This is a genomic window from Shewanella sp. 1180_01, assembly GCF_052850535.1.
This window is the reverse complement of the sequence record NZ_VXCT01000003.1, coordinates 135,279-156,619: the sequence shown is the minus strand read 5'-3', so window position 1 is coordinate 156,619 and position 21,341 is coordinate 135,279. Positions and strand designations below refer to the sequence as shown.

Genomic DNA, 21,341 nt, shown 5'->3' with positions numbered 1-21,341 from the left:
GTGCCGATACGCCTAGTGCAAAAGCTTCTTCAAAGTTTTCACTTTCTGTTTGGGCTAAGGGCTGGGCGGAGACAGTGCGCACGGTATTGCCGTGACGGATATGCACCATCTCGGTGGCTGCTGGCGTTAATGGCGGCTCAGGTTCAACGCCGCGCATTAGCTCGGCGGCCTCCATCGTTGTCATGCTCAAGTGTTCTTTGGCGGCTAGCTTATTGGCCTTGGTAAATTTGATAGCGTGGCGTTTGTGTTCCCTGCCGCTAGTGCTATCGCCAAAGCCAACGGCTTCAATACATTCCGCTTCGCAGATCAGCAGACCAGAGAGCGTGTAACACACCACCATGCTGTGCAGGTCGTCTGGGTCAAAACGGGCAACGATCTTCTGGCCGACATAGGCAAATAACTCATTGTGGTGGTAGCGGTTTTTGCGGTTAGCTATCGCGCCGCCAGCGTCCAAAATAAAGGTTCCGTCCTTCTTCACCCGCACCGCTTCGGCGCTCAGGAGCAACATGCGCTTTTGTTCAGCAGTGGCTTTACGCACCGTGGCGTTTTGATAGCTAGAGATGAATGCTTCATCAAACGACATAATGCCGCGGCATGCTTCGGTTTCACGATTTGGTCGAGCGTTAAAGCGTTGCACACCTTCGGCTAGCCCCTGCATAAACACCTCTGCAGCAACGGCTGTACTGCCGTAGTTGTCGGGTTTTGCGGTAGGATTTGGCCCCGTATACGCGCCAGCAAAAGCAAGGTGTTTATCAACAAACTCACCTAAACCGCCTACGCCAAAGGCACGTTCTATCGGTTTAGCTTGACCATGGCCTTTGCCTAAAATCACACTCGACCAATGCAACGTGATGCCAAGCATAGGGATCAATCCCATAGGGTCATCTGGCTTAACTTTAAAGCGATAACGATTTGGCACACCGCCAGTGATCCACTTGTTGGCGGCCGCGCGAGTGTTGTCTATGGTGATATGTTTGGGGATGCCATATTGATTCACCACATCCATTAGCGACAGGCGAATAGTGTCGGTGTTTTCAGACACACCAACGCGCCAAGCGAGGATCTTGCGGGTACGAATATCTGCCCAAAACCATGTTTTAGGGCGCAGGATCTCGCCGTTATGCCAGCGCACAAACACGTTGTGTTGATAGCCGTCACCGTTGATCCACTCCATCGCCTCAATATCAAGCACGGTACGTTGCTGCGCTGGATAGAGCATCATTAGTGCATGCTCACCTTGGCGCAGCATAACTTGTTGCTCAAACGGCACTTCTTTATCTAAGCGGCGTTTAAGGCTATCTACCGAGGGCACTTGCCAACCATGTTTTTTGGCGGTGTCTAACAAGGCCCAATAGCTAGTGGCAAAGTTAGGTTGTTCTAACCGCAGGTAGTCGGTTTTAAACCATTCCCACGCTTCATCACTCACGGGGGCTAAACGGTTAGCGGCGTTGTTCATGGCCGCAATTTTGTTTTTGGTCAACAACTGCGGTGCCCAATCGGCTTTATCAAAGCCTTCGACCTTTTTACAGTCACGGCGCAAGGTTGGCACGGCTACACCAAACTCAACGGCGATATGCTCATAAGCCGCCATTTTGTTGGTACCTGTTTCCACTAGCGCATAAAAGGCACTGACATAGGCCAGTTTGCTTTTAGCGACAGATTGCGCATGTTCACCTGCACGTTCCCACAATTGCCACAGGCTCGCGGCATCGTAACGCTCACGCGCGGCTTTAGGTTTTGGGGCATTCAGCACAGTACCGTTAAGCTCAATCTTGCCTTGCTGCGCTAACAGCTTGGCTTTAGTCGCCGGAGGTAAAACACTAAGGTGATATTCAGTAGCTTTGGTTCCAGCTCTTTTGCGGCATTTTTCTGATATGCCTTCCACTAATCTTTCTAGTGTCTTCCGGCATCCGCGTTCAGTGCCTGGTAATTCAGGAAGCCCTACGACTTCTTTAGCGGTAACCCATAAATTCATCATTATTCTCCCCCTTCAAAAAGTGAAAGCTCAGGGGTTTCTGCTTTACGGACGTTCTCGCTATGCCATGCGATACCGCCCATAACATTATTTAGAGAATTGATGGTGTCAGCAGCTGCACTTTGTCCTTGATAAAAACGGATCAGTAAACCCATGGCCTCACTAAATGATCCCTGTAAATCATTTACTTCACTGCTTGTTGCTTTGCGACCACTTGGTATCTCAACAATTAGGCGATTGCTGGATGCGGCGATATACAAGGTCATGTAATCCGCACCACAAGCATGCTCAAATGGGCGGATCAATACGGCAGGAATACGACCATTCTCAAGCCATTTATATAGCGTCCACTTGCTAGGTAAACCCATCAGATCGGCAACGCGGTCTACTGAAAGGTTTTGTTTTTCGCGGGCAAACTCTAAGCACAACTCCATTGCATGGCGCAGGCTATTGGCACGGACCTTTTTCCAGTTGCGTCTACTCATTGGGTTATGCCTTAACGGGAGTGTTCCAAACAAAGCCAGATCTTGCTGCTATGAAAGAAGCGATCGCCTGACTACCATTGATCTGAAATAACTGAATTGAGGTAATAGAGATGATTGCGTTCATGCAACCTCCCTTTGTGTGCTCACACTGTCATTTGTGCTAACATTGTTTTTGACAGATTTGTTAGGATGTGGGTAACGACTAGGCCAAATGTCTTCTGGTTCAATGCCAATTGCTCTTGCAATAATGCGTTCACCTTTTGGCCAAGAAACCCGTAAAGCGTTTTGCAAGGTATTCGAAGCAAGGTCATTTTCACGAGCGACCGCCGCCAATGTAGTGCCTTGTTTGCGGATAGCAGCAATAATGTCTGCTCGATGCCAGTCTGTTCTTATGCGTGGTGATTCTTTTTGCTGACGCATATTTTTTTACCCCTAAAGTTAGTCGTTCCGTTTATGCGTTTAGTTTAATCTGACAGCTAAACATTAACGCATATATGCGCGACTATCAACTCATATATGACAGTTCCGATTGTCTTATGTGAATAAACAATAAAGGGTACACACTAAGCCATTGCTTACAAAAGAATAATCACTATTTACGGTATCTAATAATGGAAAAGGAACTTGGTTCCGTTTCGAGTTCTACTATAGGAACTCGCATATCAGAAGTTGCAGATATGGTTGGCGGCAAAAAGAAACTCGCAAATATGGCGGGAATTTCTGAATCGCAGCTACATCGTTACATTGCAGATACAAGCCAGCCCACGATTGAGCCGATCGTTTCCATTGCTAAAGTTGGCGGGGTTAATCTTTTATGGTTAGCGACAGGAGATGGACCGAAGTATCTCAATGAGGTTGAGCAACCCTATCAGCATCAAGTAACTGAAGGGGTTTGTGGTGGCTATATAGCTAATAGAGACTTTCTATCTGAGTTCGCCTTGATACCAGGCTATAGCGTTCAGGTGTCTGCGGGTTGGGGGAGTGAAGGTTCGGATGAAGTTGAGCCTAGCCGTCATCTTGCATTTAGAAAGCGGTGGCTTAAATGGCGAGGCTTTGCTGAAAAGGACTTAGTAGTAGTATGGGCCAAGGGCGATAGCATGGAACCCATCATTAGCAATAACAATACCTTGCTAATTAATATGCAACGCACCGAGCTTACAGATGGCAATATCTATGTGATACGCAGTGATAACCAACTATGGGTTAAACGCGTTCAGGTTAAACCAAATGCTTGGCTTTTATTGAGTGATAACCCTTTATACCCGCCAATCGAAGTGCCTAAGACTGAACAGCATAACTTCCATGTTGTTGGGCAGGTTGTTCACATCTCGAAGGATATTGGGGATTAAAATTTAAACCTCTTTTAAACGTCACATAGGTTTAAATCACAGTGATCACTTTTTTAGCGGCATTTGCCTAAATTGGATCGCCATTGATCAAAATTGAGATCGCACCAATCAGATACAAAAACGGCGCGGTAGCCTGGACAACTCGCCCAGCAAACCCGCGCCGTTCCTCAATCGATCTCATTTATTCAGGCCAAATTTTATCTAATCTCGATTTAATTGGTTTCTGATCATTATTTAAGAGTCTATACAGTGGTCAACTTAACTAATGAACAGGCTGATAAATTAAAGGGGATAGATCCCGATTCATCACAGCGCGATATGGTGGTGGCGATTACCGATGGCAATTTCCCGCGTTGGACTGTTAACGTGCAGATCATGCCTGAGGCGGATGCCAATATTTACCATATCAATCCATTTGATTTAACTAAGGTTTGGCCACATAGCGACTATCCATTGCTTGAGATTGGGGTGTTAGAGCTGAATCGCCTGCCACAAAACTACTTTGCCGAAGTTGAGCAAGTGGCATTGGCGCCCAGTAATTTGGTTCCCGGTGTTGGAGCTTCACCCGACAAGATGTTGCAAGCGCGTTTATTTGCCTATGCTGATGCCCAGCGTTACCGCATTGGTGCCAACTACAACCAGTTACCGGTGAACTGCCCACATGCCGCTAAGGCAAATCACCATCAACGTGCGGGCGCTATGGCGGGCACACAATGTCCTTACCATGGCAGCCAAACGGGTGCTGATGCCACGGCAAACTATGGCCCGAACAGCACTGCGGATGCTCTGGTTGAACCGGTAAACTTTACCGAGCCACCACTGCGTTTAGAAGGCGAGGCGGCGCGTTATAGCCGTTATAACCAAGACGACTACACCCAAGCGGGTAATCTGTATCGCATCTTCTCAGAAGCGGAGAAAGCACGCTTAGTGGCAACGATTTCAGGCTCACTAAGTCAAACAAGCTTAGATGTGCAGCAACGTATGCTGGCACATTTCGAACAAGCCGATGCGGATTACGGTCAACGTATTAGAACGGCATTAGGATTATAAACTGCGTTTCTAAGTCGACACTGTTTATCTCAATACAACCGCTGTAAGTAGAAAGGCCAGTGATGTTTATCACTGGCCTTTTTGTTGCCTTAATTCAATATGATCAATGATCTAGAACAGTAGTGTTGCTACGCCTAACAGTGCGAACAATACGGCGCAGCCGCGGTGTATCCATAACATAGGTAATTTTTCGGCGCTGAAATGGCCTGCGATCACCACAGGTACGTTAGCAAGCAGCATGCCTAAGGTTGTGCCAGCAACCACCATAGTTAATGAATCGTATTTTGCGGCTAACACTACTGTTGCGATTTGTGTTTTATCCCCCATCTCGGCGATGAAAAACAGGATAAAGGTGGCGAGGAAGGGACCCATTTTATAGAAACGGCTCTCTTCAGCATCGACTTTATCTGGGATTAACACCCAAAGGGCTATCGCGAAGAAGGATGCGGCAACTAAATAGCGGGCAAGATCTGGGCTGACCCAGTTAATCGCCCATTGGCCAATCCAAGCGGCGGCAAAATGGTTGAATAACGTTGACAGAAAAATGCCTAAAATAATGGCAGTTTTGTTTTTAAATCTTGCGGCGAGAATAAGTGCAAGTAATTGAGTTTTATCGCCAATTTCGGCAATAGCAACCGTAAAGGTTGATGCAAGTAGGGCTTCCAAGTGTGATCCTTTAGGGGTGGTTAAGACATAAGCACAATAAACCGTCCACCCCTAGGTGCAGTCATTGTGCTCAGGTCTTGCTGGGCAAATCGATGATTTGCTGTGAACACCATGGCGTGTGGCCAAGTATGTTGATGTTCACCCTAGATGACGATGGCTCGAAATCCAGTTAGCTACTCCCCCGAAGCGAGTTGGGCATTATACCTAAGTGAACTTCGGTTTCAAGCACCAGTTTATCGCAGTAGACACGAATGGATGTTTGACAGGTGTCAGAAAAATACCGCGCAACATTCTGTAATTATATGAATATAAATGGGTTAATTTTTTGACAGCGTTGTCTTTTGTTGCTAATTTAGCCAAGTCATTTCTACTTGATTACATACTATTAACTCGTAGTGATTCGATGACACCTACCGTATTTGGCAAACTAATTGAAAAGTTAGGACGCAAAGCTTCCGGTCTAAGGTTGTAAATGGATTTTTTAGTGAACTAAGATAGCGGAGTTGCCGCAGAATTCGATTTCTGTGAAAGATAAACGACTGCTGTTTAATGCTGTTGTTTGCCCAAATACCACTTTTATACCTAAGCCCAAGCCAATACTGGCGAAGATGGGTGCAAATGGAGTGCATTAAAGTGGCAAATCCTACTGTTTTTTCCCCTGTTTCTAAATTGAGTTTATTGGCCGCCGCAGTGATGGCGGCAAATACATTTGTGAGTATTTCTGCACAGGCACACGGTTATGTTGTGGCGCCAGAGTCACGTTCCTATGCCTGTAAAACCGGCAACAATGCCAACTGTGGCGCGGTGCAATGGGAACCGCAAAGCGTTGAAGGGCCATCGGGTTTTCCTGAGTCAGGTCCTGCGGATGGCAAACTAGCGAGTGCGGGTAATGGTGCTTTCTCGCCTTTAGATGAACAGAGTCCCAGCCGTTGGTCAAAGACAGATATTAAAGCGGGCTGGAATAAGTTCAGTTGGCAGTTCACTGCCAATCATGTCACCCGCAATTGGCGTTATTATTTAACTCGCCAAGATTGGAATCAAAACCAAGCTTTAAGCCGTGCGAGCTTTGACTTAGCGCCATTCTGCGTAGTCGATGGTGGCATGGTGCAGCCGCCTAAGTTAGTGACCCATGACTGTTATGTGCCAGAAGGTCGCAGCGGTTATCAAGTGATTCTAGCCGTGTGGGAAGTGGGTGATACCACCTGCTATCGATGTAAACTTAGATTCGGGTCCCGTCGTACCGGGTGAATGGCTCGATGTGGGCGACATCAATCCGTCACTCGATCTCAAGGCGGGCGATAAAGTGATGACTCGAGTGTTCGATGCCAATGGTGAGCAAGCGGCTAAGCAAACAGTGATTACCATTAGCGATGCGACTCAAGGTGATAAACAAAATTGGCCTTTCCTATTTAGCGAGCGCGATTAATGCCCAGCAGTCTCAGTTAAAAGCGGGACAAAAAAATGCATCAGGTGTGATTGAGCCTGTGTATGGCAAAAACGACATTTTTACTGCGACGACTTCAGGTATTTAGCGTGTCGAAGTGGGATTTGATCTGGCGCCCGCGCCGGGCAATAGCTTAGAAGTCACTTCACTTGCCGACGATTATCAAATTATCGACGGCGCGGCGCAGGTTCGTTTTGACGTCACCAGCAATGCCGAAATGTTAGTGTCTGCGTATTTGTTTAGCCACGATGGTACGGCTGCGGGTTTTGTCAGCCAAACTGTTAATAATACCAGTGCGAGCTTAGTGTTAGACGTGGTTGCGCCTAAAGCAGGGCATTATCACTTGCAGGTTAAAGCTGAGCCTAAACAAGGTGATGTTATTCAGCAGAACTTTGATCTTTTCTTAAAGGATCAAGCACCAGCGCCAGAAGCGGATTTTGTCTTCCCTGAAGGGGTGAAAGGTTACGTTGCGGGCACTACAGTGTTACAGCCTAAAAATGGCAAAGTGTATCAATGTAAGCCATTCCCCTATAGCGGCTATTGCATGCAGTGGTCGGCTTCTGCCACAGGATTTGAGCCAGGTGTTGGCGCTTCTTGGACTATGGCGTGGACTGAGCTGTAAATTAACATCTTGAGTTAATCGATTCTCAACATGATGTGATTGGGCTTAAACACAGCGAATATGTTTAAGCCCATATTCAGCGCGCTCGCAACGGTCAAAATATACGTTTTACCTCGATTCCCCCACAATGCTGAACCCCACGTATTTCCAACAAAGGTAGCGATTTTGTTAGCTTGTATGTTTTCGTTTATCACAGCGCTATTAAGTTGTTACCGTACAGTGCGCGACTTATCTTTGTTCACAACTGGCTTGCCCACTGGGTTTGGCTCTGTTAATGTCCCAAACTATCTATTTTACCTATGTTGTTATTAGGATTATCACAATTGAAAGTCATGCCACTTTTATGCAACCGATTTAGTTAGCCTCAATGGCTACTGGGTTGAAATATTCAAAAGCTATTGGGGCCAATTGATCTGCAGGAATGAGATCCGATTGGATGCTTTTTGAAGCTGCTTTAAGTGATGTGTTGCTTATTTCGATTTAAGACGCAAGGCTTTATCGGTTCAAATCTTACTCAAATAAAATAATAATTAATCATTGAACAGGACTATTGTGTGAATTCAAAAATGTTAGGCTCGATCGCCATCGTTGCCGGGACGGCCATTGGCGCAGGTATGTTAGCCTTACCTTTAGCCACCGCGGCTTTAGGTATTATTCCAGCGTTAGTGTTACTCGTAGTTATTTGGGGCGTATCTGCCTATACCTCATTACTGATGCTCGAAATTAACTTACGCACTGGCGTGGGTGATAATCTGCATGTCATTACGGGTAAATTGCTGGGTAAAAAAGGTCAAATAATTCAAGGCGCTTCTTTCTTAAGTTTATTATTTGCTTTGACTGCGGCTTATCTCACCGGTGGGTCATCGCTATTAGTGCTTAAAGCGAAGAACATGTTCGATATCGTGCTCGATAATCAAGTCGCCGTATTGTTGTTTACCTTAGTGCTCGGCGGATTTGCGGCGCTAGGAGTGGCTTGGGTCGATAAAGTGTCCCGCTTCCTGTTTTCGTTAATGATTTTACTGCTGGTGGTTGTGGTGTTATTTCTCCTGCCTGAAGTCAGTATTGCCAGCATGGCAACGGGCGCGATAGCCGAGTCGATGACCAGCAGTTGGATGGCGGCGATTCCCGTAGTGTTTACATCTTTTGGTTTCCACGTTTGTATTGCCACTTTAGTGCGTTATCTGGATGGCGATGCAGTTTCACTGCGCAAGGTATTGTTAATCGGTTCGACGATTCCACTCGCTTGTTATGTGCTTTGGCTATTGGTGACCTTAGGCACTGTAGGCGGCTATGAAGTGAGTGGTTTCGAAGGTTCATTACCGTCACTAGTGACAGCATTGCAGGATATTGCCCATACGCCTTGGATCAGCAAATGTATTTCGTTATTCGCCGATTTAGCCCTAGTGACCTCATTCCTAGGGGTGACCTTAAGCCTGTACGACTTTGTCGCCGAATTAACCCGCGCTAAAGAGACGTTTGCCGGCCGTATGCAGACCTGGTTGTTAACCTTTATTCCGCCAGTATTATGTGCTCTGTATCTGCCAGAAGGCTTTGTGGCGGTACTGGGATTCGCAGCCGTGCCATTGGTGGTGATGATCATCTTCTTGCCAATCGTGATGGCATTGCGTCAACGCCAAACACAACCGGGCGGTTATCAAGTGTCGGGTGGTTCTGCAGGCTTAGTGATGGCAGGTTTGTTAGGCGCTGTGATTGTGGGCGCGCAGCTATTTGTTGCAATCTAACGGCTTGGTATTTAATTCGCGGTTAGCGTCAGCATTGTAGCGAACGCCGCGGGGTAACGCTGATGGAATGAAGCTGATGAAATGTATTTGCTTTGTAAGCGAATTTTTCTGAGTCTGTTATAAAGTGTATCCGATGTGATAAAGTCAGGCCCCGGCCTGACTATTTGCTTTTTAGGTTTTAAAGCGAGTGATGCTGGGTTTTAATACAGTGACTTAAGATAAAAACAACACGATTAAAACGAGAACATGGCCCAGCTTGCGCGTGGCTTCATTCACATAAAACGGACTTAACACAATGAAAAAATGGTTACTCACAGTTGCCGTGGCCGCCAGTTTTGGCGCTCAGGCTGACGAAGGTATGTGGCAGCCCCATCAGCTGCCCGCTATGGCCGATGAGCTTAAAGCAAAAGGGCTAGAAATTGATGCCAAATCGATTTCAAAACTCACCGAATTTCCAATGAACGCAGTGATCAGCCTTGGTGGCTGTACCGCGTCATTCGTATCGCCAAAAGGCTTGGTGGTCACTAACCATCACTGTGCCTATGGTGCGATTCAATACAACTCCACCCCAGAAAAAAACCTGCTGCAAGATGGTTTTTTAGCTAAGACCTCCGCCGATGAATTACCTGCCACACCGGGTTCACGTGTGTATGTGACCGAAGATGTGACCAATGTGACCGAGCGCGTAAAAGGCGGGCTTGAAGGCAAAGTGGGCAGTGCCTTCTATCAAGGCGTTGAAAGCCAAGAAAAAGCCTTAGTGGCTGAATGTGAAAAAGAAGACGGCTACCGTTGCCAAGTGTATAGCTTCCACGGCGGCCTTGAATATTATCTGGTTAAACAACTGGAAATCCGCGATGTACGCTTAGTCTATAACCCAGCCGCGAGCGTGGGTAAATACGGCGGCGATGTCGATAAGAGGATGTGCTAGTTTTACGGTGTTTTTGTTCCACTCCTTTCCTGTGCCCTAGTCTAATATTTATGCCCCATTATCATTTTGAACATATGCTTGACAGCCTCAAATCAAACTGATTAAGCCCTACTTTAACTAATGTCAATTAAAACAATACTTAGCGATTGCTTTTTGAGCATGAAATTGAATTAGTCTTAGGCATCGCGAACCTACACCTCAAATTCACTATAGCGATATCGTGTTACTGTTCAATGGCTTACAATATATTAGTGGTTGTTTTTAACACTTTTATGGAGTATTTGGGTCTCTAGAAACTAAAAAATTATACTTATAAAGGGGTTGATAATGAATGAGTATGAGAGCAAGCATTATATCAAAGAGTTTGAAGAAAAATTTGAGAGATATATGAACAGCATATCAGCAGTGTTCATCCACTCAGGAAAGGAAGCTGCTAGACCCGCTGTACAGGCTTTGGTCAATAGTTACTATCACGATAAAGGCGAACTAAGCCCATTGATACCAAATTACAATACTCTATTAATGCTAATAGAAGTTACAAACGCAAGCTCTGAAAGCTCAGGCGTTAAAGGTTAAAGGTACGCGTATGCGCACTAACAAAATCCTAGGAAAATCATGAATTTTTACGAAGAAACTCCTGAAGATTTAGAGCGCAAGAAAGAGGTCCTTGAAGAGCGAATTCGAAACGAGATAAGAAAGGATCGAGAGACTTTCAAGGAGTGGCTCGTTAAGCCTGTTGTTGTTGCCATAATCACGGCGTTGATTACAACTGTAGTGAGCGTACCGCTAACTATCTATTTAACAAAGATTACGAATGGCTTGCTCGATACTAAAGAACAGAAGCCTTAAATGGGCAAGACATCTATTGTGCGTTTTCGCCTAACAAATAAGGATAGGCCGCGCGTAGCCGAGACCTTATCCCGAGTGTTGAACAAACCCTTATACTAATTGAGAAAAAATGAATAACATTCAAAAATTTGACGAATTGGTAGCTATGTTACTGGCTCATCTATATGGAACTTTCCCTCGAAGAACTGAAATAGATTCTTTTGAGTTTCTTAACATAGAATTTGAGCACAGTTCGTTCTTAGATGATAACGAGGGGGACGAAGAATATATTAACAAATGCCAAGAGGCAGATTTCCTTCTCGATACGGCACTTTGGTTGATTGATTCGGGTTTTCTGTATGGAAAAATTGAAAATGAGGTGGCACTGCACTATACGTCTAAGAAATGTATAGACATTACCCTTTCTCCAAAAGGGTTAGAACTTCTAAAACTAGTTCCGAGCTCCTTAGAGATTAGCCAAAACCTAGGAGACAAGCTTGTTGATACCATAAATAAAGGTGCAAAAGATGCGGGCTCTAAATTAGTAAGTGAAGCCTTAACTAAGTTTGGCTCAGTTAACCAATTAGTTAGTATATTTAGTAACTTGGGTGGTTAAATTTGTATAACAAGAAATTAAACAAGGACAAAAAACAGTTAGCTCTTGTTCACTACGTTCACTTATTTTAGCCAACAATTTTTTGCCCATTATTAGGGCGTTAGTTTTCAATACAAACTCCCGAACTCCCGAACTCCCGAATTAGAGCTAAAAACCTAACGCGCATTTGTCCAAAAATGAGCTTTAATTTTCACTTTGTCTGCTTGTAATTACAATATGGAAGAGTTTTGAAAAAATTATTAGGCTGATACATTTTTAGCTTTATTCGCTTTTTCTTGTATTAGGGAATCATGCGACTAATACCAGCGACCTTCACAACCGAAGTATGTTAACGGATAAATTGTTGCATCATTCACTTTAAAGTCTGCGACTAACAATGATTTATTGGATAAGTGCAGTAAGCCAAAAGTTGAATGTATCTGCTTTGTAAGCGAGTTTGTCAGTTACTGTTAGAGTCTACCCGCAATGTGATAAAGTCAGGTTCTGTGCCTGACTTTTTATCTTTAGCTGTGTGATAACAATCTTCGTTCCTTATTTACCCTTGGAACTAAGGCATTTTGTAAAGTAAAAGCCATGCCAGCACGAGCACAATGTTAAGTGGTTTATCTTAGCAAAAGCTCGTTTTGTTTTATCCAAACAAGCGCGTGTAGACGGCTTGAATCCATCTTAAAAATGCTCTGTAAGCGTCTTAGGCTTTTGCTTAATCGTGATGTTAGCGTTTTTAAGCGACTCAATTTGAACCAAATGGACTTAACACAATGAAAAAATGGTTACTCGCCACCGTAGTTGCAGCCAGCTTTGGCGTTCAGGCAGACGAAGGTATGTGGCAGCCACATCAGTTACCTGCAATGGCCGATGAGCTAAAAACCAAGGGTTTAGAAATTGATGCGAAATCGATTTCAAAGCTGACAGAATTCCCTATGAATGCAGTGATAAGCCTTGGCGGTTGTACGGCATCATTCGTATCGCCAAAAGGCTTGGTTGTCACTAACCATCACTGTGCCTATGGTGCGATTCAATACAACTCAACCCCAGAAAAAAACCTACTGCAAGATGGCTTTTTAGCTAAAACCTTTGCTGATGAATTACCTGCCACGCCAGGTTCACGTATCTATGTGACCGAAGAAGTGACTAATGTAACCGACACGGTAAAAGCAGGGCTTGAGTCGAAAGTGGGCAGTGAGTTTTACCAAGGCATTGAGGTACAAGAAAAAGCGTTAGTCGCTGAATGTGAAAAAGAAGATGGCTACCGTTGTCAAGTGTATAGCTTCCACGGCGGCCTCGAATATTACCTAGTAAAACAACTAGAAATCCGTGATGTTCGCTTAGTTTATAACCCCGCCGCGAGCGTGGGTAAGTACGGCGGGAATTTGGACAACTGGATGTGGCCACGTCACACAGGCGATTTTTCTTTCTATCGCGCCTATGTGTCTAAAGCGGGCAAACCTGCCGATTTCAGTAGCGATAACGTGCCATACGAGCCAAAAAGCTTCTTAAAAGTATCGGCTAAAGGTGTGAGCGATGGTGATTTTGTTATGGTGGCTGGTTACCCAGGTCGCACCAACCGATATCGCACCGCCAATGAAGTACAAAATCAATTCGAGTGGGCTTATCCTGAAGGTAAGTTATTGCGCGAGCGCTTTATTGAGATCATTAAAGATACCGCGCCAGAGGGCAGTGACGAACGTATTAAGTACGAGAGTCAAATTGCTAGCCTTGCAAACTATGCGAAAAACTTCACCTCGATGATCGAGTTTTATGGCAAATCCTCCATGTTGGCTGACCGCAAAGCCCGCGAAGCTGAGCTTGCAGCGTGGATCGCTAAAGACAGCGGCCGTGAAGCGAAATACGGTAAAACTTTAGCAGAACTAGATGCGTTAATTGCCAAGAGTAAAGCGCATCAAGAGCGTGACATGATCTTAAGCTACATAGGTAGCACGACAATGTTGCCAACGGCGCGCAGTTTGTATCGCTTAGCGAACGAGAAACAACTGCCGGATATGCAGCGTGAACCTGGCTTCCAAGAGCGTGATATGACTCGCCTCAAAGCGAGCATGGAGCGTATCGACCGTCGTTATGCGCCAAGCGTCGATAAAGCCGTGTTGTTCGATATGCTGAAACGCTACGCCGCACTGCCAGAAGACAAACGTTTACCTGCATTGGATAAAGCCTTTGGTATCGATAAAAAGTTCAGCGAAGCTAAGCTTTCGAAAACCTTAGACAAAATGTACGCCAAAACTGAGTTAGGCAAAAAAGACGTGCGTCTGGCGTGGATGGATAAATCCGTTGCCGATTTTAAAGCCTCTAAAGATCCTTTCATTCAATTCGCCGTGGCTATGTATGACACAGATATGGCAGAAGAAAAGAAAGAAAAAGAACTGGATGGCGAGCTGATGAAAGTGCGCCCGCAGTACATGGATGCCATCATTGCCTACAATCTTGAGCAAGGTAAACCTGTGTATGCCGATGCAAACTCAAGCCTGCGTGTCACTGTGGGTCATGTGAAAGGCTACTCGCCAAAAGACGGTTTAGTGGCTGTGCCATTCACTCGCCTTGAAGGCATAGTGCAAAAGGACACTGGTGTTGATCCATTCGATGCGCCGAAAAAAGAGTTAGAGCTGATTAAGCAGAAGCAATACGGTGATTTCTATGTGAAAGCCATCGATTCTGTACCGGTTAACTTCCTGTCGACGTTAGACACAACCGGCGGCAACTCAGGCTCACCCACCCTAAACGGCCGCGCTGAATTAGTCGGTCTGCTGTTCGATGGTGTGTATGAAAGCATTATCGGTGACTGGGCGTATGACGATAACATCAACCGTTCTATCCAAGTAGATAGCCGCTATATGTTGTGGGTAATGAAATATTTAGACCATGCCGACAATTTATTAGCCGAGATGGAAATCGTTAAGTAATCCATTGCCGCATCAGCAATGATGCAGCCTCGCGTTATTCGGATTACTAGCATTCAAGCGCAATTTAACACTCTTTGAATGCAGCCATAACAAGATAATAAAATAGCGATAAACTCACTGGGTTTATCGCTATTTTTTTATTCTGAGGTTGGAAACCGTTTTGTGTAATTTGGTGGTGATAAAGCCGTTTTATATAAATTTTTAATTGGTTGGGTTTGAGCCAATTGCGGGCATTCATCGTATCTCGGTTTTGGCTGGAACATGTTGGTCAGTGCCGGGGAGTCGTCTAGTTAAACCTGTAACTTAAGTTATTAGGAACTTTGTGTTCGCTGATTTCCACTCATACAGGCTTGCCATGGCATGGCATTAGCTCATCGACACGCAGCCAGTCCATCCTTGGATGCTCGACCGCCCCGTCTGATGTGAATAGATTCACGAATGCCGCGATGGCATGGATGCCAAAAAGCGGCCATGGGGCGGACGGTCGTCTCGCAAATCACCCTGGCTCACCTTTTTAGCATTAGCAGCACCTGTGGATTGAAAAGATTACGCAATTTGCTTTCTCAGTTGCTTGGCTATTGCGATCATTTTCATATCTGCGGCGTAATATCACTGTCGGCACAAGGTTGAAATACAAATTAATTTTTATCCGAGCCGTTACTCATCTTCCCAAATCGATAACGGCTGGATAGAACACCATTGCCAGAATTTCTTCTCAACCAAGTCACTCGCCTCTAAAGGGGCTCGTCCTTCAAACAGGCGCCAATTCTCTTCGGCAAATTTCAATGCGTAGCGGTAAAGCTGTCCCTTAGTCGTTTCAAAATTTGACTCATCCATGCCAAAAGCACTGCCATCACGCATCAACTCCCAAGGAATGACTATTTCCTCTGACTTCTTCTTATGGTTTCTGAAAAAAGCTTCGGTAAACACACTGGCTGAGCCTCCGACCTCTTTACAGTCATTCCATCGCTGACAACTATAGTAAAGCTGGTCGCCTTCGGCAGAACCATCTTCAGCTTCCAATGCTTTATATGGACATGGGCGTTCCCAAGCCTTTTCTATACTGGCCTCTGCTACGCCTTTACGAGCCAGTTCAACCTCATGGGGCTTAGGAATGGCCATTTCTAATAACAAGTCATAGCCGGATTTTTCCTCTGCAATGGAAAAAGCTGCTGCGCTGAACAGCGAGACGCAAAGTAAAAATTTTGTCTGAAATAACCATATTCTGAATCGCATTTTTACACCTTAGTCACTGTTGATATGAAATTGAAATACATGCCAATCCTAATCATCGAGTTTACTTTTCCAAATCGACAAAGGTTCGACGGCGCACCATTGCCAGAATTGCTTTTTAACGAGTTTGTCAGCTTCACTAGCACTTCGCCCTTCAAACAAGCGCCAGTTTTCTTCAGCAAACTTCAAGGCGTAGTTATAAGAGTGCCCCGAACCGCCACCAAATTCTGCGTCATTTTTGGCCAAGTCTTCGCCATCTTTTTTCCACTGCTGAGGGATTTTCTCCCCCGTTTTATGGTGCTTGAAAAAACCTTCAGTAAACTGACTCGCTGAAGCTCCCGTCGTCTTACAGTCTTGCCAGCGGCGACAACGGAGATGAATTTCGTCTAAGTCAATATCGCCCGAATCGTCAAAGAGCAAGCGAGAACTGTTATATGGGCATGGCCGCTCCCAAGCATTCTCTATGCTTGTTTCTGCTACGCCTTTACGAGCAAATTCAACCTCATGGGGTTTAGGTGCATTAGCAAGGATACTTTGCACAGTTACCGCTTTTTCTTCCGCTATAGAAGTAGGTGTAGCGCCGAGCAGCGATATACAAAGTAAAAGTTTTACGTGAGATAATATTATTCTGAATCGCATTTTTGCAAAGTCCTTTGAGCATGAATTTAGCTAGCTAGAAACGGAAAAAATCAAATAAAGCTATAGCCTTAGTTTGATTATTTCTTTGTTATTAACGACTCGTTTTCGGCATCGTCTTTGTATCCGTTAACGTCACCCGTGTTTGCTGAATGAGCAAACATTTTCTATCTGTAATTTCATCAACATATAAAGATAAGGCTTTCGGAAAAAAAATTATTTCCCTTTATAAGGTGATGTATTGCAGATGGCTATAACACGAAAGAAGGATTTCTGACTAATTAACGGTATAACTCTGCTCACTCTAATATAATTTTGATTTGGTTATTAAACTGCTTATATGTCATAGATGGTTTTGATTATGATACTGCTATTAATCGTGATGTAACTAAGGCGGTGGCTTCTGCAGTCTGAAAATATGTCTCAATCTTTGCAGTAATATCTAGGCTGAATTATTTCTTATTTTATCGTAATATCGTTCGCGCTTATGTTTTTAAGCTATGAGCTAAATTTCTATTTACCCACTGAAAAGGATTTTTATGGGACATAATACTTTTTTAATTACTGCAGTCTTAGCCACGACTGTTTTTGGGGCCACTGCTTTTGTGGCTAATGCTGAACCGCTTTTCAGCCCCTTTCCGGATGCCAAATCTCCTAAAGAAAAGCGCATCCACTTTACGCCCTTTGAACTTATCACCGCAGTGAATGGTGACGAGTTCACTCTGTTGCCTGTATCAGGAAAATTGACTCGACAAAGCGCGAGGGGTATAGTCCTGAACATGTGATCAATAACTATTTGGCACAGCTAAAAAAGCTGAATGCTGAAGTGTTATTTAGTTGTCAGGCCGTCACCTGCGGTGATGGTCAAGCCATGCAAACTCAGCTAAAGCCGCTTAAAAGCGTGAATGGCGACTATCACAGTGCTTATGTGGCGGCAAAACTGAAAGGTACTCGCGGTGAGGTTTACACCAGTATCTATGTCGTCAATCGCGAGGACAGATATACCTATCTGCAAGTCGATATTCTCGACGCTATCCCTGAGCCTCTAGACTTGATCCAAGCCAATAGTGACTTTTTACAGCGGGCACCGAAAGAGGTTGAGATTAAAGATAGGCGTAGTGACGATGCTCAAGGAGCGGCAGATCATCCTTTGCTGGGGCGTCTGCCTGGCAGTTACATTGCTCGCTATAAGCAAACCAATTTTACGCAGGTGCCTGTGATTGTGGGCATTGCCGGAGCTGACTACCAGACCAAGTCGCTGGATGCCAAACTCACCCAGATAATCTACCGCATGCCTGAAAGCTATTCCCTGTTTGAAATCAACAGCAATTATGCCGCAGCCGCACAAAAGCTGGCAGCAGAGCGGGTATTCCATTGCAAAGGCACGGCTTGCGGCGACGATGATAGCCTGATTAATGCCATCAAATTAATCAAGGACGATAAAGAGGACGAATGGCAGGAGTATCAGCTGTTTAAGCTTAGTCACGCAAAGGGCGATGTTTACTTCGATATCTATTCCCAAGGATATTTCGATGGTACACCTGCCGATACTACCCTCAGGGTAATGGAACTCTCTACTCTGAAGGATGATCGAGTGGCGATTGACCTCAATGCTTTGACCGATGCGATTAGCCAAACTGGCAAGGCGACGTTGGAGGGATTGCTTTTTGATTATGACAGTGAGCGCATGTTGCCTGAGTCCAAACCTGTACTGGAGGTGCTGGCAAGCTATCTTAAGCAGCATCCGGCGATGAGTTTTTATGTGGTTGGACATACCGATGACAAGGGCGAGCGGAGTTACAATCAAAGCCTGTCGGAGCGCCGCGCCGCAGCTGTGATTAAGCCGTTGAGTGACGGGTTTCAAATTCCGTCGGCCCAATTAACCGCCCACGGTAACGGGGAATACAGCCCTGTCGCCAGCAATACTAATGACGCCGGACAAAAACTGAATCGCAGAGTGGAATTAGTGCTTCGTTCCGATAAAAAGTAGCTCATATTAATAAGCTTGAAAGGGGAGCTTCGTTTTATAGAAACGCCTGAGTCATCTCAGGCGTTTCTATCTTCATTGGAGTTCATTGGAAGATATTGTTCGCGCGGGCATTTGTCTAAAATTGAGGTTAGTAGCTTGAGTGTATTCGCCACTTGTCTTTCTCTAAATTGTCACTGCGGCTTTAAGCACTGCAACTTCCTGTGGGGTGAGTGGCCGCATCGCTCCTTCGGCTAAGGATTCTAGCGTTAATGTCATTAATGCGACGCGCTGTAAGTCAATTACCTTATAGCCTAAGGCGCTGGACATACGCCGAATTTGGCGATTCAGTCCTTGGGTTAGCACTATTTCAAAGCTGTCCGAACTGAGACGGCGGGCTTGGCAGGGCAGGGTTTGCAGGTCTTTATAACGTACTCCACTGGCCATTTGTTCAACAAACTCATCAGTGAATAGCCTGTCGAGGCGCACATGGTAGGTTTTGCTGTGGGCAAAACTGGGGTGCATGAGTTTATGGGTCAACTCGCCATCGTTAGTTAACAGCAGTAGGCCGCGGGAATCCTTATCGAGCCTGCCGACGGGATAGAGTCTTGGCGCTTTGGGAAGTCGGTGTATAAGGCTCGTTTCATCCTGCTCCAGCAGGCGGCAATCTGTGCCTACGGCTTTGTTAAATACCCAGTAGGCGAGGGTTTCGGCTTGAGTGATGGGTGTGCCATCAAGCTCAATATTGTCGAGGCAATTTAATGATTCGCCTAAACGGACGGGATCTGTGTGGCGGGCGATATGGCCATTGAGTATGATGCGTCCGGCCTCAATTAAACGGCAGGCTTCACGGCGTGAGCCAATGCCACATTGGGCGAGGTATTTTGCGAGGCGCATATCAATCCAAGGTTGATGAATTTAAATATAAAAAAGGAGCCGAATTCGGCTCCTTCAATTGTACTTATCAGCATCTTAATTAGCTATTTCAACCTGCTGTTTAACAGGCGATAAGTACAGTGCGACCTATCAATGACGTTTGCGGAAAATCACAATCGCAACGGCCACGACGGCTAAAATCATACAGTACCAAGCATGTGATACCGCAGCCAATGGGGTGATGCTAAAGGTCGATGCGATCAGTAGGGCTTGTGCGCCATACGGGATCAAGCCTTGGATAATACAGGCGAAAATATCGAGGACGCTGGCGGCACGTTTTGGGCTCACGCCATGTTTCTCGGCTAAGTCTTTGGCAATATCACCGGTCACCACGATAGAAACCGTGTTGTTGGCCACACAAGTGTTAGTCACTGCGACTATGCCAGCCATACCCAGTTCTGCGGCGCGGCATGAGGCTTCACCTTGTGCCTTTGAGAAACGCGTGATCAGCTTTTCAATCTGTTTGCTCACAAAGGCAAGACCACCTTGTTGCTGCATAAGTGCCGCTAAACCACCGACCAGCATAGACAGAATGAAAATCTCCTGCATATTGCTAAAGCCAGCATAAATATCTTTACCAAATTGGATCACGCCGTAATCCATAGTAAACAGACCCGTAGCGCCTGCTAATAAGATACCTAAGGTTAAGACCACAAATACGTTCAGACCCGCCACCGCTAAGATCAAAATGGCCAGATAAGGAATGACCTTAATGAGATCTATGTTCTGTGTGGCTAATTCCGCTTGGCCTTGGCCTGCAAATAGAAAGGCAATCAAGGTTAGCAGTGATGCTGGGATAGCGAAAATCAGATTTTCACGGAATTTATCTTTCATATCACAGCCTTGAGTGCGGGTGGCTGCAATCGTGGTATCGGAAATAATTGATAAGTTGTCACCGAATAGGGCGCCAGACATGACCGCACCTGCCATCAGGGCATAGTCGATTTGCGCTTGGTCGGCCACGCCGAGGGCTATGGGTGCGACAGCAGCTATGGTGCCCATTGAGGTTCCCATGGCTGTTGCGATAAAGGCCGCAATCACGAAGAAACCGGGTAACAACAAGTTTGATGGGATCAGTGATAAGCCCAGAGCAACGGTGGCATCGACGCCGCCTGTGGCTTTAGCGACCGCTGCGAAGGCGCCTGCTAATAGATAAATCAAACACATAGCTATGATATTGCTGTGACCAATACCGCCAATAAAGGTATCAATCGATTGATTCAATTTCTGCTTTGATAAAATCAACGCCAGAATAATCGCAGGTAAAATGGCGATAACGCTCGGTAATTGATAGAAGGCGAAGTCGACACCTTGGCTTTGGAAATACACACCCGCGCCAATGAAAAGACCAAGGAAAACAAATAATGGCAACAGGGCAATGAAAGATGCCGGGCTGTGCTGTGTTGCTGGTGTTGGATTGCTCAAATGTTATCTCTCTTTCGCTTAGAGTTCTTTCCGCTGGTTCCTTAGCAGTCAAACTCGCTTAAATTTAGTGTCGCTTCGGCATCGTATCTTAGCAACTTGAGGCAAAGCATATTTGATCCCCGCCAACCTGTCAATTTAGACGTCTAGATGTTTTTACTTCCGTTGTGATCGCTAGGTTATTAATAGGTTGTATAAGATGAAGATTAGTCTATATTTGAGTTTTTAATCAATGTGTTAACATTTTTCATTCAGGTTAAATTAGCGGTTTTTTATCTGATTTAGAGTGTATTGCAACTGAATGGAATAGCGTAAAATTTAAGCTGTGGCCCGGGGTGATGGGATAAATTGGCTATTTATCGCCCTTATTTCCCTTGAAGCTTTGATGCACTGAGTGAGTGTCTATATGAGTTTAGAAGGCGAAGAAGATGAGCTGGATCCATCGAGTTCATTTTTATTGCTTATTAGCTTGCAGCGCTCGTTTAGCGGCTTAATCACGTTCAGATAACAAAATAATATTAATTAAAC

At 45.3% G+C, this 21,341-nt stretch carries 14 protein-coding genes, 4 pseudogenes and 1 riboswitch; of the genes and pseudogenes, 10 read left to right on the top strand and 8 right to left on the bottom strand.

What is annotated here, in order from left to right:
- From FW758_RS03910 to FW758_RS03900, 3 genes are all read right to left on the bottom strand, one after another.
- On the bottom strand, positions 1 to 1,978 hold a 1,978-nt coding region (locus FW758_RS03910), incomplete at its 3' end, for a transposase domain-containing protein (RefSeq protein ID WP_446444690.1).
- Complete coding sequence (locus tag FW758_RS03905) at positions 1,978 to 2,460, bottom strand: hypothetical protein (RefSeq protein WP_446444689.1); 483 nt, start codon at positions 2,458 to 2,460, stop codon at positions 1,978 to 1,980. The genes FW758_RS03910 and FW758_RS03905, both read right to left, overlap by 1 nt.
- A gap of 120 nt (positions 2,461 to 2,580) precedes the next feature.
- Positions 2,581 to 2,880, bottom strand: a complete 300-nt coding sequence (locus FW758_RS03900; RefSeq protein ID WP_446444688.1) for a helix-turn-helix domain-containing protein — start codon at positions 2,878 to 2,880, stop codon at positions 2,581 to 2,583.
- A 191-nt stretch (positions 2,881 to 3,071) separates the two neighbouring features.
- Here FW758_RS03900 and FW758_RS03895 point away from each other — a divergent pair, with 191 nt between their 5' ends.
- Both FW758_RS03895 and katB read left to right on the top strand, forming a co-directional pair.
- Complete coding sequence (locus FW758_RS03895; protein WP_446444687.1) at positions 3,072 to 3,809, top strand: LexA family transcriptional regulator; 738 nt, start codon at positions 3,072 to 3,074, stop codon at positions 3,807 to 3,809.
- A 246-nt stretch (positions 3,810 to 4,055) separates the two neighbouring features.
- Positions 4,056 to 4,859, top strand: a pseudogene (gene katB / locus FW758_RS03890) (catalase KatB); the annotation flags it as partial.
- Positions 4,860 to 4,970: 111 nt separating this feature from the next.
- Here katB and FW758_RS03885 read toward each other — a convergent pair.
- Positions 4,971 to 5,525: a TMEM165/GDT1 family protein gene (locus FW758_RS03885; protein WP_006083964.1), complete on the bottom strand. Its 555-nt coding sequence runs from the start codon at positions 5,523 to 5,525 to the stop codon at positions 4,971 to 4,973.
- A gap of 411 nt (positions 5,526 to 5,936) precedes the next feature.
- A riboswitch (cyclic di-GMP riboswitch) is annotated at positions 5,937 to 6,036 on the top strand.
- 122 nt (positions 6,037 to 6,158) lie between these two features.
- On the opposite strand from FW758_RS03885, the pseudogene gbpA reads away from it, so the two are divergent.
- The 7 genes and pseudogenes from gbpA (at position 6,159) to FW758_RS03850 (ending at position 14,620) form a co-directional block, all read left to right on the top strand.
- Positions 6,159 to 7,591: pseudogene (gbpA, locus tag FW758_RS03880) on the top strand (N-acetylglucosamine-binding protein GbpA).
- Between the two features lie 566 nt (positions 7,592 to 8,157).
- The gene (locus FW758_RS03875; protein WP_012090059.1) at positions 8,158 to 9,333 is read left to right on the top strand and encodes an aromatic amino acid transport family protein; all 1,176 of its coding nucleotides are present in this window, start codon (positions 8,158 to 8,160) and stop codon (positions 9,331 to 9,333) included.
- A 295-nt stretch (positions 9,334 to 9,628) separates the two neighbouring features.
- Positions 9,629 to 10,255: pseudogene (locus FW758_RS03870) on the top strand (S46 family peptidase); the annotation flags it as partial.
- 333 nt (positions 10,256 to 10,588) lie between these two features.
- Positions 10,589 to 10,837, top strand: coding sequence for a hypothetical protein (locus FW758_RS03865; RefSeq protein WP_446444686.1), 249 nt, complete (start codon positions 10,589 to 10,591; stop codon positions 10,835 to 10,837).
- 39 nt (positions 10,838 to 10,876) lie between these two features.
- On the top strand, positions 10,877 to 11,110 hold the full coding sequence (locus tag FW758_RS03860; RefSeq protein ID WP_446444685.1) for a hypothetical protein: 234 nt from the start codon (positions 10,877 to 10,879) through the stop codon (positions 11,108 to 11,110).
- Between the two features lie 109 nt (positions 11,111 to 11,219).
- A complete protein-coding gene (locus tag FW758_RS03855; protein WP_446444684.1) occupies positions 11,220 to 11,705 on the top strand; it encodes a hypothetical protein in 486 nt (161 codons plus the stop codon).
- Positions 11,706 to 12,463: 758 nt separating this feature from the next.
- Positions 12,464 to 14,620 carry a S46 family peptidase gene (locus FW758_RS03850; RefSeq protein WP_446444683.1) on the top strand — a complete coding sequence of 719 codons (2,157 nt, stop codon included), beginning with the start codon at positions 12,464 to 12,466 and terminating at the stop codon, positions 14,618 to 14,620.
- A 657-nt stretch (positions 14,621 to 15,277) separates the two neighbouring features.
- Here FW758_RS03850 and FW758_RS03845 read toward each other — a convergent pair.
- Complete coding sequence (locus FW758_RS03845; RefSeq protein WP_446444682.1) at positions 15,278 to 15,856, bottom strand: hypothetical protein; 579 nt, start codon at positions 15,854 to 15,856, stop codon at positions 15,278 to 15,280.
- 48 nt (positions 15,857 to 15,904) lie between these two features.
- Positions 15,905 to 16,393: a hypothetical protein gene (locus tag FW758_RS03840; RefSeq protein WP_446444681.1), complete on the bottom strand. Its 489-nt coding sequence runs from the start codon at positions 16,391 to 16,393 to the stop codon at positions 15,905 to 15,907.
- Between the two features lie 635 nt (positions 16,394 to 17,028).
- Here FW758_RS03840 and FW758_RS03835 point away from each other — a divergent pair.
- A pseudogene (locus FW758_RS03835) lies at positions 17,029 to 18,479 on the top strand (DUF4892 domain-containing protein).
- Positions 18,480 to 18,641: 162 nt separating this feature from the next.
- On the opposite strand, the gene FW758_RS03830 reads toward FW758_RS03835, so the two are convergent.
- Together FW758_RS03830 and FW758_RS03825 are read right to left on the bottom strand one after the other, a co-directional pair.
- Positions 18,642 to 19,352: a 23S rRNA pseudouridine(2604) synthase RluF gene (locus FW758_RS03830; RefSeq protein WP_446444680.1), complete on the bottom strand. Its 711-nt coding sequence runs from the start codon at positions 19,350 to 19,352 to the stop codon at positions 18,642 to 18,644.
- 129 nt (positions 19,353 to 19,481) lie between these two features.
- A complete protein-coding gene (locus tag FW758_RS03825) occupies positions 19,482 to 20,816 on the bottom strand; it encodes a Na+/H+ antiporter NhaC family protein (RefSeq protein WP_446444679.1) in 1,335 nt (444 codons plus the stop codon).
- Between the last annotated feature and the right edge of the window lie 525 nt (positions 20,817 to 21,341).

Bases quoted from the DNA above. Each gene is read 5' to 3' on its own strand.
- FW758_RS03905 (WP_446444689.1), bottom strand. From the start codon at position 2,460: ATGAGTAGACGCAACTGGAAAAAGGTCCGTGCCAATAGCCTGCGCCAT.
- FW758_RS03900 (WP_446444688.1), bottom strand. From the start codon at position 2,880: ATGCGTCAGCAAAAAGAATCACCACGCATAAGAACAGACTGGCATCGA.
- FW758_RS03895 (WP_446444687.1), top strand. From the start codon at position 3,072: ATGGAAAAGGAACTTGGTTCCGTTTCGAGTTCTACTATAGGAACTCGC.
- FW758_RS03875 (WP_012090059.1), top strand. From the start codon at position 8,158: ATGTTAGGCTCGATCGCCATCGTTGCCGGGACGGCCATTGGCGCAGGT.
- FW758_RS03865 (WP_446444686.1), top strand. From the start codon at position 10,589: ATGAATGAGTATGAGAGCAAGCATTATATCAAAGAGTTTGAAGAAAAA.
- FW758_RS03860 (WP_446444685.1), top strand. From the start codon at position 10,877: ATGAATTTTTACGAAGAAACTCCTGAAGATTTAGAGCGCAAGAAAGAG.
- FW758_RS03855 (WP_446444684.1), top strand. From the start codon at position 11,220: ATGAATAACATTCAAAAATTTGACGAATTGGTAGCTATGTTACTGGCT.
- FW758_RS03850 (WP_446444683.1), top strand. From the start codon at position 12,464: ATGAAAAAATGGTTACTCGCCACCGTAGTTGCAGCCAGCTTTGGCGTT.
- FW758_RS03845 (WP_446444682.1), bottom strand. From the start codon at position 15,856: ATGCGATTCAGAATATGGTTATTTCAGACAAAATTTTTACTTTGCGTC.
- FW758_RS03830 (WP_446444680.1), bottom strand. From the start codon at position 19,352: ATGCGCCTCGCAAAATACCTCGCCCAATGTGGCATTGGCTCACGCCGT.